The 17859-nt window shown below is 31.2% G+C and carries 17 protein-coding genes and 1 pseudogene; 10 read left to right on the forward strand and 8 right to left on the reverse strand.

What is annotated here, in order from left to right:
- Positions 1-74: 74 nt before the first annotated feature.
- Positions 75-566 carry a TspO/MBR family protein gene (locus HMPREF2953_RS10595; protein ID WP_083310602.1) on the reverse strand — a complete coding sequence of 164 codons (492 nt, stop codon included), beginning with the start codon at positions 564-566 and terminating at the stop codon, positions 75-77.
- 260 nt (positions 567-826) lie between these two features.
- A complete protein-coding gene (locus HMPREF2953_RS10600) occupies positions 827-1468 on the reverse strand; it encodes an NAD(P)-dependent oxidoreductase (protein WP_070673337.1) in 642 nt (213 codons plus the stop codon).
- Between the two features lie 284 nt (positions 1469-1752).
- Here HMPREF2953_RS10600 and HMPREF2953_RS10605 point away from each other — a divergent pair.
- From HMPREF2953_RS10605 to HMPREF2953_RS10625, 5 genes and pseudogenes are all read left to right on the forward strand, one after another.
- Positions 1753-2794, forward strand: a pseudogene (locus HMPREF2953_RS10605) (NAD(P)-dependent alcohol dehydrogenase).
- Between the two features lie 291 nt (positions 2795-3085).
- Positions 3086-3625 (forward strand): hypothetical protein, encoded by a 540-nt coding sequence (locus HMPREF2953_RS10610; protein WP_070673339.1) that lies wholly within the window; start codon positions 3086-3088, stop codon positions 3623-3625.
- A gap of 703 nt (positions 3626-4328) precedes the next feature.
- Positions 4329-5480 (forward strand): zinc-dependent alcohol dehydrogenase, encoded by a 1152-nt coding sequence (locus HMPREF2953_RS10615; RefSeq protein ID WP_070673341.1) that lies wholly within the window; start codon positions 4329-4331, stop codon positions 5478-5480.
- Between the two features lie 552 nt (positions 5481-6032).
- Positions 6033-6500, forward strand: coding sequence for a bacillithiol transferase BstA (locus tag HMPREF2953_RS10620; RefSeq protein WP_070673343.1), 468 nt, complete (start codon positions 6033-6035; stop codon positions 6498-6500).
- Positions 6501-6921: 421 nt separating this feature from the next.
- A complete protein-coding gene (locus HMPREF2953_RS10625) occupies positions 6922-7869 on the forward strand; it encodes a ketopantoate reductase family protein (protein WP_070673345.1) in 948 nt (315 codons plus the stop codon).
- A gap of 338 nt (positions 7870-8207) precedes the next feature.
- On the opposite strand, the gene HMPREF2953_RS10630 is transcribed toward HMPREF2953_RS10625, so the two are convergent.
- The 6 genes from HMPREF2953_RS10630 to HMPREF2953_RS10650 form a co-directional block, all read right to left on the reverse strand.
- Entirely contained in the window at positions 8208-8753 is a 546-nt protein-coding gene (locus HMPREF2953_RS10630) for a YdhK family protein (RefSeq protein WP_070673347.1), read from the reverse strand.
- A 17-nt stretch (positions 8754-8770) separates the two neighbouring features.
- Positions 8771-10831, reverse strand: a complete 2061-nt coding sequence (locus tag HMPREF2953_RS10635) for a heavy metal translocating P-type ATPase (protein ID WP_070673349.1) — start codon at positions 10829-10831, stop codon at positions 8771-8773.
- Between the two features lie 710 nt (positions 10832-11541).
- On the reverse strand, positions 11542-11670 hold the full coding sequence (locus HMPREF2953_RS11745; RefSeq protein WP_002449516.1) for a hypothetical protein: 129 nt from the start codon (positions 11668-11670) through the stop codon (positions 11542-11544).
- A 13-nt stretch (positions 11671-11683) separates the two neighbouring features.
- Complete coding sequence (locus HMPREF2953_RS10640; protein ID WP_070673351.1) at positions 11684-12568, reverse strand: permease; 885 nt, start codon at positions 12566-12568, stop codon at positions 11684-11686.
- Positions 12569-12655: 87 nt separating this feature from the next.
- Positions 12656-12976: an ArsR/SmtB family transcription factor gene (locus tag HMPREF2953_RS10645; protein ID WP_002449352.1), complete on the reverse strand. Its 321-nt coding sequence runs from the start codon at positions 12974-12976 to the stop codon at positions 12656-12658.
- Positions 12977-13021: 45 nt separating this feature from the next.
- Positions 13022-13216 carry a hypothetical protein gene (locus HMPREF2953_RS10650; protein ID WP_002441924.1) on the reverse strand — a complete coding sequence of 65 codons (195 nt, stop codon included), beginning with the start codon at positions 13214-13216 and terminating at the stop codon, positions 13022-13024.
- Positions 13217-13497: 281 nt separating this feature from the next.
- Here HMPREF2953_RS10650 and arsD point away from each other — a divergent pair, with 281 nt between their 5' ends.
- From arsD to arsC, 5 genes are all read left to right on the forward strand, one after another.
- Positions 13498-13845, forward strand: coding sequence for an arsenite efflux transporter metallochaperone ArsD (gene arsD, locus HMPREF2953_RS10655; RefSeq protein ID WP_002449502.1), 348 nt, complete (start codon positions 13498-13500; stop codon positions 13843-13845).
- Positions 13832-15556 carry an arsenical pump-driving ATPase gene (arsA, locus tag HMPREF2953_RS10660; RefSeq protein WP_176746054.1) on the forward strand — a complete coding sequence of 575 codons (1725 nt, stop codon included), beginning with the start codon at positions 13832-13834 and terminating at the stop codon, positions 15554-15556. The genes arsD and arsA overlap by 14 nt, the downstream gene beginning before the upstream one ends.
- Before the next feature lie 137 nt (positions 15557-15693).
- Positions 15694-16008, forward strand: a complete 315-nt coding sequence (locus tag HMPREF2953_RS10665) for an ArsR/SmtB family transcription factor (RefSeq protein WP_039984126.1) — start codon at positions 15694-15696, stop codon at positions 16006-16008.
- Positions 16009-16010: 2 nt separating this feature from the next.
- A complete protein-coding gene (gene arsB, locus HMPREF2953_RS10670) occupies positions 16011-17300 on the forward strand; it encodes an arsenite efflux transporter membrane subunit ArsB (RefSeq protein ID WP_070673355.1) in 1290 nt (429 codons plus the stop codon).
- Between the two features lie 18 nt (positions 17301-17318).
- Positions 17319-17714, forward strand: coding sequence for an arsenate reductase (thioredoxin) (gene arsC / locus HMPREF2953_RS10675; protein ID WP_070673357.1), 396 nt, complete (start codon positions 17319-17321; stop codon positions 17712-17714).
- Positions 17715-17859 lie beyond the last annotated feature (145 nt).

Genomic DNA, 17859 nt, shown 5'->3' on the forward strand with positions numbered 1-17859 from the left:
TAATACTTAAAGTTAATTTAATACTGTCACTTAATATATCCTACTATATATTCTGTCATACATATCACTCAGTGTTAATCCCTAGTATAACCTGGTTTATCTTCATTTAAGATTAAATTACCTCCATTTAAATAACTTGCGTAACTTAACCAAATGACATAAGGTAACATTAATAAACCAGCATACTTATTAGATGCATAAAAACGATGTGCAGTAATATTTCCAGCTGCAAGTAATAAATAACTTTCAATTAAAGATGTCTTTCTCAGTTTTAAATTGAAATAAAGTATCGTCCACGCATAATTCAATCCTAATTGTGCATAATGAGCACGTGTTATAGACTGTTTCTCTCTTTTATGAGCTGCATGCGCATATGATAATTGATAAGCTACTCCCATTGAGGTATAAAGTAGTGGCCATACAATTGGAAATACTTTAGCTGGAGGTGAAAAAGGTGGTTTTTCATAATGTTTATAATCATTTTGAGCTTTAGCTGTTAATCTCCCAATAACCATTCCACCTGCTAAAGGTAATACAATTCTTGTAACTTTTTTAATATTAATCATCATTCTCTCCTTTAAAGTCTTCCTATATTTAATACCCTACTTTTATATAATTAATGAGTTAGGAATCTATTATTAAAAAACAAAATAATGTAGACACACACTAAAATATCCTCCTAAATACTATCATGCAGATACATAGGAGGACATTCTTTAAACTGTTCATTTAATATTTTTATGGCTGCCATTATATTTTGGATAATTACTTTTAATTTAGATTAGCCTTTTTAATTATTTTTCCTAAAGGACATCTAGGATTACTATTATTCTTCTTCACCCACAACTGTGAAACGTTCATTGATATGTGCTTTATTTTCAGCTTCATCTACTATAGCAATAGCAAAATCTGCATAACTGATATAACTATTATCTTTACTATTAAATAATAATTGATCTTTTCCTAACGTATAGGTGCCTGTACGTTTACCTTCAAAGTCAAATTCCGCTGATGGACTAATAAAAGTCCAAGTCATTCCTTCAGCATGTTGTAAGTCTTGTAAGTTACGACTTGATCCTTTAGCTGTTGGTTTCACTATTTCCGGGAAATCTGTTGTATCCATAACACGTATAGTATGCGCATCATCTGCAAATAGACTACCAGCACCCCCTACAATAATGGCTCTTGTATCTACATCTTTTAATATGTTAATCAATATGCGTCCCACTTCAACATACACTTCTTCTTCACCTAATGGCGCGCCAAATGCATTGACTACCACGTCTAAATCTTTAATATCGTCTGAAGTTAAATCAAATACATCTTTTTCAATCACTTTAACATCTTTAGCAGCATCTAATTTAGCAGCATTTCTTACCATCGCCGTTACTCCATGTCCACGTTGTTGTGCTTCATCTAATACTTTAGTTCCTAATTTACCTGTTGCTCCAATAATACCAATGTTCATCGTTTGTTCCTCCACTTCTATATTTGTCAGAGTTGTCTCTTGGATGTCCCTCAACATGTTATCAATATAATTACATTTTTATTAAAAGTCTAATTGATCTGTTTTTATTTTCCTTTGTAATATGAAGTCATTGAAACATGCCTCACAACGATTAGTTTAAAATCACCTCGTGCTATACATATTGAGTTCAATATGTTGACTTAATTAATCTAGATCTCTATTGTCAATATGAAGAATAATACAAACGCGTATATTCTATCTTATATGTATAAGGGGAAATGAGTATGATGAATGTAAAAGCAAGAGCTGTAAATGGTCCAGTTTTGAATTTTTCGCTACTGAAATTAAACGTCGTGATTTAGATAAACATGATGTATTAATAGAGATTAAATATGCAAGTATCTGTCACTCTGATATCCATACTGCTCGAGAAGAATGGGGCCCTGTCGATTATCCACTCGTACCAGGTCATGAAATTGCAGGTATTGTTAAAGAGGTCGGTCCTGACGTCACTAAATATAAAGTTGGTGACCGTGTAGGCGTTGGATGTATGGTGGATTCTTGTGGTGAATGTGAAAACTGTAAAAATGACGAAGAACAATACTGTTTAAATGGAAATGTAGGTACTTATGCAAGTACTGACAAATATGGTGAGAAAACACAAGGTGGTTATTCAACACATATTGTTGTACAAGAAGACTTCGTACTACGTATTCCTGACAATATCAGTTTAGAGGTTGCTGCTCCTTTACTATGTGCGGGGATTACAACTTACTCACCTTTAAATCATTGGAAAGCCTATGAAGGTAAAAAGAATGTGGCAATCATTGGTATGGGTGGTCTTGGACATATGGCAGTTCAAATTGCACATGCAATGGGCGCTAACGTGACTGTGTTATCACGTACATTAAATAAAAAAGAAGATGGTTTAAAATTTGGTGCTTCAGCTTATTATGCAACAAGTGACGAATCAACATTTAAGGAACTTGCTGGTTCATTTGACTTAATTATTAATACTGTAAGTGCAAAATTAGACATAGATGATTATCTTAAATTATTAGCCTTAGATGGTACACTCGTTAATGTGGGTGCCCCAGCTGAGCCTGTATCATTACAAGTCTTTAATTTAATTGGTCATCGCCGTTCATTTGCTGGCTCTGCTATCGGTGGTATTAAAGAAACCCAAGACATGTTAGATTTCTGTTCTGAACATCATATCGCCCCACAAATGAATTAATTACAGCAGATGAGATTGATGAGGCTTACGAAAGAGTGTTGGTATCTAAAGTTAAATATCGTTTTGTTATTGATATCAGCACGATGTAATAATGAAAATGCCCATGAGATGTGGGTATTTTTTTATTACTTAACTATTATATTAAATTTTTGTTAGTCTTTCTCTCACTATTTAAGATAAACGGTTCATCAGTTATAGATTCCAACTATACTTTTTACAGTATTTAATATATCTAATGGGCTTAATACTGAATAATTATTTCCTGTTAAACAATTTATAATTAAATCATAATGTTTTATTATATGTATTAAGTGATATATATATACAAATGAAGAAAATATTCAATAAAGAAAATTAAATAAATAAAGGAGTTTGTCTAGATGAATGAATTAACACAATATTTAAAAGAAGTCGCCAAGCAATTAGAGATACAAAATGCATATAGTGAATTAAATAGAGCAAGTCAAAACAATGAAGATCAAGCTACGGATAAATTTAATGACACTTTAAAAGCAATTGAAGATAAATATGCTTATGATTCATCACGTCGCGTTATACCAAATAGAGCTTCATTAAAAACATTAAATAGAGTAAAAGCAATCGAAGATAAATACGCTAAAGCGATGAGAACTTTAGAGAGATTTAGAAAATCTAGATTATCAAAAAATAATAAGGATTCAACTCAAATAGAAAACTTAATAAAACAATCAGAAAACGGTTTTAATGATTATCACACACGTGATGATCAATATAATTTTGCAACAAGTGTAGCTCAAGAGTTAGAAAAATTAAAAAACGAATATATTATCTCACCTAAGGAAGCTAAAAATATATTTGGCAAATATGTATTCCATACTAATGAATTCCATTTAAGTGACCATGAACTATATAAAATCAAATTTGCGTATGGCCTTGATTAAGTATGTCATTTCTTATGGTCTAACTAGACAGATTGTGTAAAAATAATGCACACGTTTATATAAACGTTATACTCATTTTTTTATTATTAATATATTTGAACATAGACAAATACAACGAATAGTCGCATAATGGCCTTAGGGGAAAGACTATGTATGAGTTGGGAGTTCAATTATATATTATGTATCTATGGGGATTATACGGATGGTATAATCTCTTTTTTTATCTTCTTCAATAGTATTGCTCATCATCATGTAAATGTTCTAAAGCAAAACTTCTCTATTAAAGTGACTTACTCCAATACTTTAACTTTGCCTGATTGATATCAATCTTTTATCCTTTTCATGTATCAATCGTTACCGCCTCATTTGTGTATGGTTAGTGTACTCAATATAACTCCAAATAATCTAAACTAAAATTGTCTAATGATTAATGATATTCTTTTTCTACGTTGTCTCGTCTAAAATCGTCTAACCCTAATTTAGTAATGATAAATACGTCTTCACGTTTAAGTCCTGTTGTTACAAGACCTCCCCCTACTTTTTCTTCATTTCCATAAATGAATGTAGCATCGATGCGTCTATATCCTTTCTACTAAAATAACCTCTAATTCGAACATATCTATATCATCTCAACATAATATATGACTCTTCAGCGTTTATAATATGTTACAAGGGGTAGATTGGCAAGAGGAGGGCGATATTAATGAAAGCAGTTACTTATCAAGGTCATAAAAATATGGAAGTTCGTGAAGTAAACGATCCAACGATAGAAGAATCAACAGATGCAATTATTAAAATAACCGCTTCAGGTATATGTGGTTCTGATTTACATCTTTATCATCAAGGCGATTTATTTATGGATCCTGGCTTTGTTATTGGACATGAGCCAATGGGAATTGTAGAAGAAGTAGGAAAAGACGTTAAGACCTTAAAAAAAGGGGATAGAGTGGTTATACCTTTTAACATCGGTTGTGGTGACTGCTTCTATTGTAATAACCATATGGAATCTCAATGCGACAACTCTAATCCATCCCCTGCAAATTGGAAAATGGACAATGGTGGACTTTTCGGTTTTGGTGCCATGCACGGGAATCACTGGGGAGGACAAGCAGAGTATTTAAGAGTCCCATTTGCTGACTTCTCTTCTTTCAAAGTTCCAGATAGCGATTTGAAAGACGAACAAGTATTATTTTTATCTGATGTTGTCCCAACAGCTTATTGGAGTGTAGAACATGCGGGCGTAAAATCTGGTGACACTGTTATTGTTCTAGGTTGTGGTCCAATCGGTTTAATGGCACAAAAATTTGCTAAATTAAAAGGTGCTGAACGTGTGATTGCCATTGATAATGTGGAACATAGATTAAACCATGCGAAAAAATTCAATGGTGCTGAAGTGTATAATTTTTCTAAAGAAGATAATATTGGAAAATTACTTCGTGAAAACACACGTGGTGGTGCAGATGTTGTGATAGATTGTGTGGGAATGGATGGACAAGTTGCTCAAGATGATTTAGAGATGAGTTCAAATTCAGCACAACGCGGTAATATTAGTCCAATTATTACAGCAGCAGAATCAGTAAGAAAATTTGGTACCATTCAATTAACTGGTATTTATGCTACACCTGCAGATAATTTTCCAGTAGATTTAATTTTTAATAGAGATGTTCAAGTAAAAAGTGGTCAAGCACCAGTTATTCATCAAATGCCAAAATTATATGAAATGATTAAAAATGAAGTGTTTGACCCAACAGAAATTATAACGCATACCATGCCTTTAGAAGAAGCAAAACAAGCGTATGATATTTTCGATCAGAAAAAAGATAACAATATTAAAGTTATTTTAAAACCACAATAATGACTATATAAATATACAAGAAATATAATACTAACTTCTTGAATAAATAGATAAAGAAGCCCAGGACATTATTAAGTGTCTTGGGCATTTTTAATATGTTAGCAGTCGATGACTGAGTTGAAAATGCGCTTATGCTAAGCTTTTTTCACTCCTAATTCTTCTTGCTAAACTTAGTGAAGTGGGACGATAAATTTAAAATACATTCTATTCCACTCTTTTTTTCCATTATTTTGATGCTATGATTTAGAAAGTTCTCCATTGTAAGCATAGAAGTCGAGAGAACAAAACAAGCTAAAAATGACGAGTTTAAGTTACCTTCTAAGAAATTGAAGAAATAATTTTGTCAGTTTTTCTGTTATCAATATCTATTATTGTTATTTTATTAGCTTTTTTTCAGTAATACAGCTTTAATACTTTGCTAATCTTAATCCTCTTTACATCCATTTGTGCTATACAGTAATTAAAACTAATACTTCTAATCACAGTGTTTGTGACTAATTTTTAACGGGTAGAATCCTAGTAATACACTTTTTAATATAGGAGGAAACTTAAATGAATGATAAAACAGTTTACGATGTCATTGATATAGGTGTAAATCATCTACTATCTGTGTATGATAATTGGAACGTTGAACACGTATTAGATAAAGGAAATGATATATTTCCAAATACGTTACATTGGCAATTTGGACATGTTTTAACAATTTTCGATTCTGCTTTATCAATAGGTGGCCAAAATGCCATAGATGTCGCTAAATATACTAAACTATTTGGTTACGGATCTAGCCCTGCTAACTGGGAAGGACAAGATGTTCCAGCAATCGAAACGATTAAAGAAAACTTAAAAACACTTCCTGAACGTGCTCGTAAACTAACAGATGAACAATTATCACAAGAACTTAAACAACCTATTGCTGGTTGTCAGACACTCAATGAATTATTAGTACTAAATGCCTTCCATGTTCCATTACATGCCGGCAAGATTGAAGAAATGACTCGCGTGCTTAAACATGACGAATAATTTAAAATTCATCATTTATAGTTTACGAGAATATGTTTGCGTCTTATTATTGTGACTAGTATTTTGTGAAAAATTAATACTATTTGTTTTCATTATCATATTTACTACGATGAATATGATTGGTTTAAAACGATATCGAAAAGTCTAATATAACTTTCATGTTAATTATAATCCTGATACTAACGTACTTAAATGAAACTAAGTATCAGGATTTATTTTTATTACATTTATATTCTTCTCTCAATAAACTATACACGTAACGATCTGAAAATTATCCTTATCACTATTGATTTAATAAAACATACATTTTTACTTGATGCATATTTGTATTCCAAAATAAATGAACACGAGGTAAAAAAAGTTTAAAAAAATTGTCTGTGTGAAAATACATACTATATAAAGAAAATAAGGAGTGTTAAGTATGGCTAATAAAATTGCAATTGCTGGTGCGGGTGCAATGGGAAGCCGTATTGGTACTTACCTAAAACAAAGTGGACAAGATGTTACATTAATAGATTACTGGAAAGATCATGTTCATCGAATAAATGAAAAAGGAATAGAAGTTCAAACTGAACATGATACTTATACTGTTGAAATGCATGCCACATTCCCTGAAAAGATCAATCAAACCTATGATATTATTGTACTTTTGACAAAATCAATGCAATCTGAACAAATGATGCAAACTTTAAAAAATCAGGGAGCAATTAGCGAGGATACTGCTATCTTATGTATGATGAATGGTTTAGGCCATGACGAACGTCTATCACAATTTGTTCCAAAATCACAAATTTTCTTAGCCGTAACAATGTGGACAGCTGGATTACGTGGTCCAGGTCAATTGCTATTAGAAGGTGAAGGTTCAATTGACTTTCAACGTGCTGATGGTAAAAAAGACCCACGTACTCAAGAAATTGCAGATATCTTAAATCAAGCCCATTTAAATGCCACTATCAGTAATGATGTATTTAAAGCGATATGGTCTAAAGCTACGCTTAACAGTGTTTTAAATCCATTGTGCACGATATTAGATAAAACAATTGGTGAATTGGGCGCTTATGATCATTCTAGAGCAATGATACGCCCAATCATTGAAGAAATTGTCGACGTAGCACATGCTAAAAATGTAGATATTCATATTAACGACTTAATCTCGAAAATTGAAGCAGCTTATCCTGATCATGCACAAGGTTTACACTATCCTTCAATGCATCAAGATTATAATCATGGTCGTTTAACTGAAATAGATTACTTAAATGGTCAAATTGTGGACTATGGTAAATCATTAGGTATCGAAACTCCTAATAATGAACTGATTACTCATCTCATTCATCAATTAGAAATGAAGTTAAATATAAATGAATATTAAGTAATATGAAACGAACTAGATCACTTTGATAAATGATTGAAAAATTGTTTATTCTTTTGATATATTTTTCTTCTAATTCTTGTCTCATTTGTTCTAAACTTGCTGAAAAACCGCATCACTTATGATAAGCGTCTGCGTATCGGTTAATGATGCGGTTTTTAATTATATAATTTCATTTAATAAGGTAATGAACAGTTTTTTGATAAATGTTATTCTTCTAAAATTCTTTTTAATTTACACACTAAAAAATATCCTCCTTAACAATAATAAGTTATTTAAATTATTGATTAAGGAAGATATTTTTATATCTATTTATTTCTCAATCTAGAACTAAATTTTTATCGTGCTTTCAGTTCATTTCCTGTCATCCATTTATGATTTTTAATGATTTTACCATTATCTTTGGATTTGTAATCAACTACGTAAACAGTAGTTTTTTTCACGTTATCTATATTGGCTGTAGCACCTTTCATACCAGACATATGACTTGCTTTTAATTTAACAGTATCGCCCTTACTAAATCCATCTTTAGGTGCATCTTTGATCTCTTCGTTTACGACCCATTTATGATTGTTTACTTTTTCATTTCCATTTGTGGGTTTATAACTTACAACATAGGCATATGTTTTATACGCACCTTTTACAGTAGCTTCTGCACCTTTCATACCTGGCATATGCCCTGCTGTAATCGTTACTTTATCTCCCACTTTAAATTCACCTTCATTAGTCGATTTCATACCTTCAGGAACTTTACTTTCATCATTATGCTTCATATGGCTCTCACTTTTTTGGTCATTAGTGTCTTTATCTTTTTCATCATTATTGGAGCAAGCTGATAATATTAGTAATGATCCTAATATCATAAAAAATAATTTTTTAATCATAATAAAACTCCTATCTTTTATTTTAATTTTAATGTAAAGGCATTAATTGCAACAATAACCGTACTTAGTGACATTAAAATAGCACCTATTGCAGGTGATAAAATCAAGCCGATAAATGCTAAAATACCAGCTGCTAAAGGTACAGCAACAATATTATAACCTGCACCCCACCATAAGTTTTGCACCATTTTTCTCATAGTATTATTTGAAAGGGTCAAGAAATGAATGATATCTGATGGATTACTTTTAACAAGTATGACATCACCTGAATCCACTGCAACATCTGTGCCTGCACCAATTGCTATACCAATATCGGCTCTTATAAGACTCGGCGCATCGTTGATACCGTCTCCGACCATCATGACTTTATTACCGTCACTTTGATAATCTTTTATAATGCTTTCCTTATCTTCTGGCATGAGTTGTGCGTGGACATCACTAATACCTAATTCTTTTGCGACAGCGTGTGCCACTTCATTATTGTCACCTGTAAGCATGACTGGTGTAATATGTCTTGATAGTAAATCAGCTACCATTTGTTTTGAGCTTTCTTTAATTTGATCTCCTTGAGCAATCATGCCAATGACTTGTTGATCCTCAATTAAATAGCTGATTGAATTACCTTGTTGAGCTAATTTAGTAAACAAGTCATCGTCATAATTAAGTTTATGTTTATCAAGATAAGAGACATTTGTTATTTTATATGTTTTATTATCAATTAGACCTTCTAATCCGACACCTGGAATATTATTAACGTCTTGTGGATTAGTAAATGAAACATTTTTACTTTTCGCAAAATCAACAATACTTATAGCTAATGGGTGATTAGATTGACTTTCTAATGAGGCGAAAAGGCTTAATATTGTATCATTACTCAAATCATTTTTAAAGCTCTCATAATGATTCACAGAAAAGTTACCTTCAGTTAAAGTACCAGTTTTATCCATCATTACATAATCGATATGTTGAGCTATTTCTACAGACTCTCTATTTTTAATAATTAAACCATTATGTGCACCAATTGAAGTCGAACGTGCAGTGACTAAAGGTATTGCCAAGCCTAAAGCATGTGGACAAGCAATGACTAACACAGTTACAAGACGTTCTAATGCAAAATCAACATCATTTTGAATGAGCATCCAGACAATAAAAGAAATCACGCCAACAATTACAGCAAAGTAGAATAAATAACCCGCTACTTTATCAGATAACAATTCAGCACTAGATTTATCATTTTGTGCTTGATTAACAAGTCCCATAACTTGAGAAAGATATCCATCTTCTCCCACAGCTGTAACCTTGACTTGTATTGTTCCAGACCCATTAATAGAACCCCCGATGACGTTGTCATTTTGATTTTTTTGTACTTTTTTAGATTCTCCAGTGACTAGGGATTCATCTATAGATGTTTGTCCTTGAACGATAATACCATCTGTTGGAATGCTTTCTCCGGCTTTTACTTCGACGATATCATCAGTCATGATGTCTGATATTTTAACTTCTTCGCGTTGGCCATTATCCATAACTTTAATCGCACTATTAGGTAACAGTTCTGCCATTTTCTTTAAAGCATCTCCAGCATTTCCGACAGCATTCATTTCTATCCAATGTCCTAATAGCATAATTAAAATTAAGGTTGCTAATTCCCAAAAAAAGTCCATTGTATGACCAGTTGCACTACTGAAGTTATTCATATAAAAAGCATACAAGCTATAAATATAAGCTACTGAAATACCTAGAGCAACTAAGGTCATCATGCCTGGTTTTTTTGTAGCAATTTCATCTTTACCACCAGACAAGAACGGTTTACCACCATAAAAGAATAAAATTGTACTTAATATTAACACTACCCATTCAGAACCTGGAAATGTGAATTGAAAAGGTAAGTTAACACCCATCAGTGGCGATAAAAGAATGATAGGTATTGCAAAAATTAATGAAACAAAAAACTTAACTTTAAAATTTCCATGATGATGTGCATGGCCACTATGATGATGTGAGGCATGGTTATCATGATGCATTTGATTGGAATGATTCATGTGATTTTGATGATTATGCGCTTCACCATTATTCTTCAAATTAACCCCTCCTAATAAAAATGTTATAGTAAAACTACTTATACTATAACATATACCCCCCTAGGGTATAAATAGTTTCGATTTATCTCCATTTATGAATTTATTTATATCATTCTGAAAATGATGTCTACACGTCCTACATTAGACCTTGTCATCGATGTTTAAAACAAGGTTTTAATTAAAAAATCTCATCTGAACTCTCGCATGACAATACACTCTGACCAAGGTTAGCATTATCAACACAAATCATATATTACTATTTTTAAAGAAAATAACGCACTTCAAAGTAGGTCTAGAAAAGCAAATTGTCTAGATCATTATTTAATGAAGCCAGTAAATGAATTCATAATAAACTCATTTACTGGCTATTTTTCTAGTATTTATATTCAGTCTTTTCAAACTATATTAATCATTTTTTGATTCTCAAATTCTACGCCACAATAGCTGCATTTTATTAAAGATACTATATATTCAATCAATTTCAGAGTGAGTTATATACAACCTCATTTTTAGTTTTATTTATAATATGATTCTGCGTATCGGCTAATGATGCGGTTTTTAATTAACGTCTTTTTGTTATAAGTCTTAAAGAAATACTAAATAAACAACATCATTTTCCTTAATTGAAACGAAAGAACGACAAATTCCATACTATTACATTGGAATTTGTCGTTCATTTATTAGAAGCATATATTTTAAAGACTTCTAAATTAATTGTTACAACAACAATTATTATCCTGTTGCTCTTTTTCATTTTTCTCTTTTTTTTCTTCAATTTCTACAGAACAACAAGATTGTTCCTGAGGTTTTAATTTTTTTAATACGTCTTTGACTCCCATTATCTCACCTCCTTTAAATAACGATGTTCACCATCAAACCTGTAGAAATAGCTACAACTAAAATGGCGATAACGAATGAGATTACAAATTTTTTCTTGAATAGTTTCGATAATAATACAACTTCTGGAATACTTGCACCAGCACCACCAATGATCAAAGCAACAACTGTCCCAAGCGACATTCCTTTTGAAGCTAATGCTTCAGCTATAGGTAACATGGTTTCAGGTCTAATATACATAGGAATACCTATAATAGAAGCAATAAATACGGATATAATGCCACCTCCACTCGCATATTTAGTAATAAATGTTTCGGGTACAAAGCCATATATAAAAGCACCAATAAATACACCGATAAATAAGTAAGGAATCATTGGATATAAGAATGCCCAAGCATCATTTAATGCTTGTTTAAAACGAGATCCATTTTTATTAGCGAAAAACCCATCGCCTTTAACATTTACACCTTTATAACTTTTAGATAAATTTATTTTTGAAAATACTAGACCCGTTAAGACACTAAAGATTGCTAGTACAATAAAATAAACAACAGCAACTTTCCAACCTAATAAGGCCCATAACATAAATATCATTAAGGGATTCATTAAAGGTGACGCAATTAAAAAACTCATTGCAGGACCAAATGGAACTTTAGAATTTAATAAACCTGCAAGTATAGGAATTGTAGAACAAGAACAAAATGGTGTCATCGCACCAAAAGCCATTCCCAAAATATAATTAATAGCTTGATTAGGTTTACTTAAAAAGTATTTTATTTTTTCTTCTGAAACTATCTGCTGGATGATACTTACAATAAAGCTCACGATGATAAATAGTATGAATAGTTCAAAAAACAACATCACAAATGTTTTTATAAATTCCATAATTGAATCTAACATGAGTATAACGCCTCCAAATTTAATTAATCAATATTTCTTGATGTATTAATCAAAAAAAATTGATTAATACTACATTAAAAAAGATACTTAAAGTATCTTACAACAAGTATCTTCATTTAAAACAACCTGTATTTGCTGCTCATTAATTTTATAATAATTCCATGTGCCATGCTTTTCAGCAATAAGAACATTTGCATCTACTAATTTTTTTAAATGATAAGAAAGTTTAGATTGTTTTATATCTAATAACTCTTCTAAATCACATACACATAATGATTTATTGAAGCTTTGGCTAATTTGATTTAGTATTTTTAATCTGATTTTATCGGCAAGTGCATTAAACATATTTTCATAAAAGTCAAATTGTTGATCTTCACTCATATCAGTCTTTGCTTTAATAACTTCCATAAAAGACCATCCTTTTTATAATATTTCATTGAGTTTATATTATCTTTATTTCAATTCTTGAATTGCTTGTTTATAGTTATTTTTTGTTGATTCGCCATACTGATTAATGTTCCCTTTAAAAAACTCCTTTTCCATATATATTGTAGCTTCTTTTAAATTGATTTCTCTTGATAGCATAACAAGATTTAAATAACTTACAAAATAACCAACAGTTAAAGTACTTGCATGGTTTACTCGCAATCAAGCACGCCTCCTTATTGTCAACGTAGTTTTATATCATTTAATACATCAATTTTTTTTGATGTATTAAATATAAATCAATATCTATATTATCGCAAGAAAAAAACCACGATTTTACATAAACTTAGGTATTTCTCACAGAAATATTAAAATAATTTTTTTATAAATTGTATTATTAAGAATTAAATTTAGTAAAATTTTTAAAACTCAAACAATAACATAGACACCCATCTATATAGATGTTAATCTATAATTGCAAATTAATTAATGAGGTGAGTATAATGTTAAATATTGAAATATACGAAGAAGCTATGTGCTGTTCTACTGGCGTATGTGGTCCAGAACCGGATGAAACACTAATAAAAGCGAACCAAATCAATGAATATTTAAAGCAAAATCAAATAGAAGTTCAACGTTATAATATGAATAATAATCCGAATGAATTCATTAAAAATCAAGAAGTTATTCGTTTAATTCAAGAAAAAGGTGATGAAGTTTTACCAATCACTTTTATAGAAGGCGGTATAGCTAAAACGGGCGCTTATATTACCCAAGAAGAAGCCGATGAAATCATTACAGTTAATCAAATGAGAAATGGAGGATGCTGTGGTGGAGATGGATGCTGTTAAATACTTAAATAAATTGAATTTAGATAACATTGAGTTAACAAAATATTTGTTTTTTACTGGTAAAGGTGGCGTAGGCAAAACAACGATATCAAGTTTTATTGCTTTAAACTTAGCAGAGAATGGAAAGAAAGTAGCTTTAGTAAGTACTGATCCAGCCAGTAATTTACAAGATGTATTTCAAATGGAATTATCTAATAAATTAACTAAATATCAACCTATACCTAATCTCTCTATAGCCAATTTTGACCCGATTGCTGCTGCAGACGATTATAAAGCACAATCTATAGAACCTTATGAGGGTATTCTACCAGAAGATGTGCTTTCTGAAATGAAAGAACAGTTAAGTGGTTCATGTACAGTTGAAGTAGCAGCATTTAATGAATTTACAAATTTTTTATCCGATAAAACTTTAGAACAAGAATTTGATTTCATCATATTTGATACAGCTCCAACAGGTCACACCTTGAGAATGCTTGAATTACCTTCTGCATGGACAGATTATTTAAATACAACGAGTAATGACGCTTCTTGCTTAGGTCAATTATCAGGTTTAAATGAAAATAGAGTTAAATATAATTCAGCACTTGAAAAACTACGTAACCAAGATGATACGACCATGATGTTAGTTGCGAGACCTACTCACTCTTCTATATATGAAATTCAAAGAGCGCAACAAGAATTACAACAACTGTCAATTTCTAAATTCAAAGTAATCATTAACAACTATATAGAAGAAAGTCACGGTTTAATTTCGAGTCAGATGAAATCAGAACAAGATAAAAACATTAATCATTTTACTGAATGGTTAAATAACAATCATGCTTATTACGTTCCATATAAAAATCAGAAAGAAGAAGGTATAGAAAGTTTAACTAATCTATTAAATGATAATAACTTAATTGAAAATGATGACTTTATTGTTGAAGATCATCCGCAATTCAATAAATTAATCGATGAAATTGAAAATAGTAAAGTTCAATATTTATTTACAATGGGAAAAGGTGGCGTTGGTAAAACGACAGTAGCAACGCAATTAGCTACAACGTTATCTAATAAAGGATATCGTGTTCTTTTAGCAACTACTGACCCTACTAAAGAAATTAATGTTGAAACTACAAGTAATTTAAATACTACTTATATTGATGAAGAACAAGCATTAGAAAAGTATAAAAAAGAAGTACTAGCCACAGTGAATGATGATACACCACAAGACGATATTGATTATATTATGGAAGATTTAAAATCACCTTGTACAGAAGAAATAGCATTTTTCAAAGCTTTTAGTGACATTATGGAGAATCAAGACGACATGGATTACGTCATTGTAGATACAGCTCCTACAGGCCATACCTTGCTGTTACTTGATTCTAGTGAAAATCATCATAGAGAATTAAAGAAAAAATCAACTCAAACTACCAGTAATGTTGAAACATTATTACCTAAAATTCAAAATAAAAATTTAACACAGATGATAATCGTAACACTAGCAGAAAAAACACCTTATTTAGAATCTAAACGTTTAGTAGAAGATTTAAATAGAGCTAATATAGGCCATAATTGGTGGGTTGTTAATCAATCGTTAGTTACGCTAAATCAACGTGATGACCTTTTTAGTAACAAAAAAGAAGATGAATCATTTTGGGTAAACAAAATTAAAAATGAAAGTTTTGATAATTACTTTGTCATACCTTATCGAATATCAGAATATTAATGTTATTGATTATAATGAGACCTAGCGTCTACTTTAAACCAGTTAATAATTTAGGAATTAAGCAAGTATATAATTTATCAAGTGACAATAAAAATTATTAACGAAATAAAAGATTTCAAGTAGAAAGGGAGAAAAAATTGAATTATAGTGAAATATCGCAATACTTGAAAGTGATGGCTGATAGTAGCCGTCTTGAAATATTAGATTTGTTATCTTGTGGTGAATTATGCGCTTGTGATTTATTAGAGCATTTTTCTTTTTCTCAACCCACATTAAGTCATCATATGAAAGTATTAAAAGACAATAATTTAATTACATCCAGAAAAGATGGTAATAAAATTTTATACAAATTGAATCATGACGTATTGGATAACGTTACATCACGACTCACTCTATTGAGTTCCTGTACTGTCCCATGTATATGTGAAACAGTAGAGAAAGGTGAGTGTTAACAATGACGATATTAGCAATCACTATTTTTATATTAACGTTAATTTTTATCATATGGCAACCTAAGGGTTTAGATATTGGTATTACAGCATTGATTGGTGCTATCATCGCCATTATTACAGGCGTTGTTAGTTTCTCGGATGTTATTGAAGTTACAGGGATTGTTTGGAATGCGACGTTAACCTTTGTCGCTGTTATACTCATTTCATTAATTTTAGATGAAATTGGATTTTTCGAATGGGCAGCTATACATATGGTCAGAGCTTCAAATGGTCATGGGTTTAAAATGTTTGTCTACATTATGTTGTTAGGCGCTATTGTAGCAGCCTTCTTTGCGAACGATGGAGCTGCATTAATTCTCACTCCAATCGTGCTCGCTATGGTAAGAAATCTTGGGTTTAATCAAAAAGTCATTTTTCCTTTTATCATTGCAAGTGGATTCATTGCAGATACTACGTCTCTTCCATTAATTGTAAGTAATTTGGTTAATATCGTTTCTGCTGACTACTTCCATATTGGATTTATTGAATATATAAGTCGCATGATGATTCCAAATCTATTCTCTTTACTTGCAAGTATCGTTGTATTATGGCTATATTTCAGAAAAGTTATTCCTAACCATTTTGAAATTAAAAATCTTAAAACGCCTGATCAAGCCATTAAAGATCCAAAATTATTTAAGTTTTCGTGGATTGTTTTATCAATCTTACTCATTGGTTATATAGTTAGTGAATTTATTCAAATTCCAGTATCGTTAATTGCTTGTTTGATTGCATTTATATTTACTGTATTGGCCTATCAATCAAGCGTTGTAAACACGAAACAAGTAATCAAAGGTGCACCTTGGAATATTGTGCTCTTTTCTATAGGAATGTATTTAGTTGTATTTGGTCTGAAAAATGTGGGTATTACTGCACTATTAGCTAATATTCTATCAAGCATATCAAACTATGGATTGTTTAGTAGTGTGATAGGTATGGGCTTTATATCCGCATTTCTTTCAGCCATTATGAATAATATGCCTACCGTATTAATTGATGCCATTGCTATTGGACAATCTGCAACTACCGGTTTAATCAAAGAAGGCATGATTTATGCTAATATCATTGGTGCAGATTTAGGACCTAAAATCACACCTATCGGCTCCTTAGCAACACTACTATGGTTACACGTTTTAACACAAAAGGGAGTAAAAATTTCATGGGGTACATATTTTAAAACAGGTATTGTTATTACGATTCCTGTTCTGTTTATCACACTGTTAGGGTTATATCTAACACTTATTATTTTCTAAAAAAAGAGGAGACTATTTATGGATAAAAAAACAATTTACTTTATATGTACAGGTAATTCATGCCGTAGCCAAATGGCTGAAGGCTGGGGTAAGAACATCTTAGATGATGAATGGCAAGTATATTCTGGCGGTATTGAGGCACACGGTGTCAATCCGAAAGCCATCGAAGCGATGAAAGAAGTTGGAATTGATATCTCAAACCATACTTCTAATTTAATTGACAACACTATACTCAACCAATCCGATTTAGTAGTAACTCTATGTAGTGATGCTGATCAAAACTGTCCTGTATTGTCGCCTAATGTAAAGAAGGAACATTGGGGATTTGACGATCCTGCTGGCAAACCTTGGTCAGAATTCCAACGTGTTAGAGATGAAATCAAAGCAGCCATTGACTCATTTAAGGCTAGATAAATTTTAAGCGTCTCAATATCATTTAGCGGTGAGGGATGCTCTATTATTTATTTTTTATTGTTACTATTGACGTATTTATTCTTAATACAAACAAATATGAGAATTTTATAAGTTTCATAGTAAGAGTAATAAATCGAGAATAACA

Origin of the sequence: Staphylococcus sp. HMSC072E01 (assembly GCF_001814125.1) — a bacterium.
GTDB lineage: Bacteria > Bacillota > Bacilli > Staphylococcales > Staphylococcaceae > Staphylococcus > Staphylococcus hominis.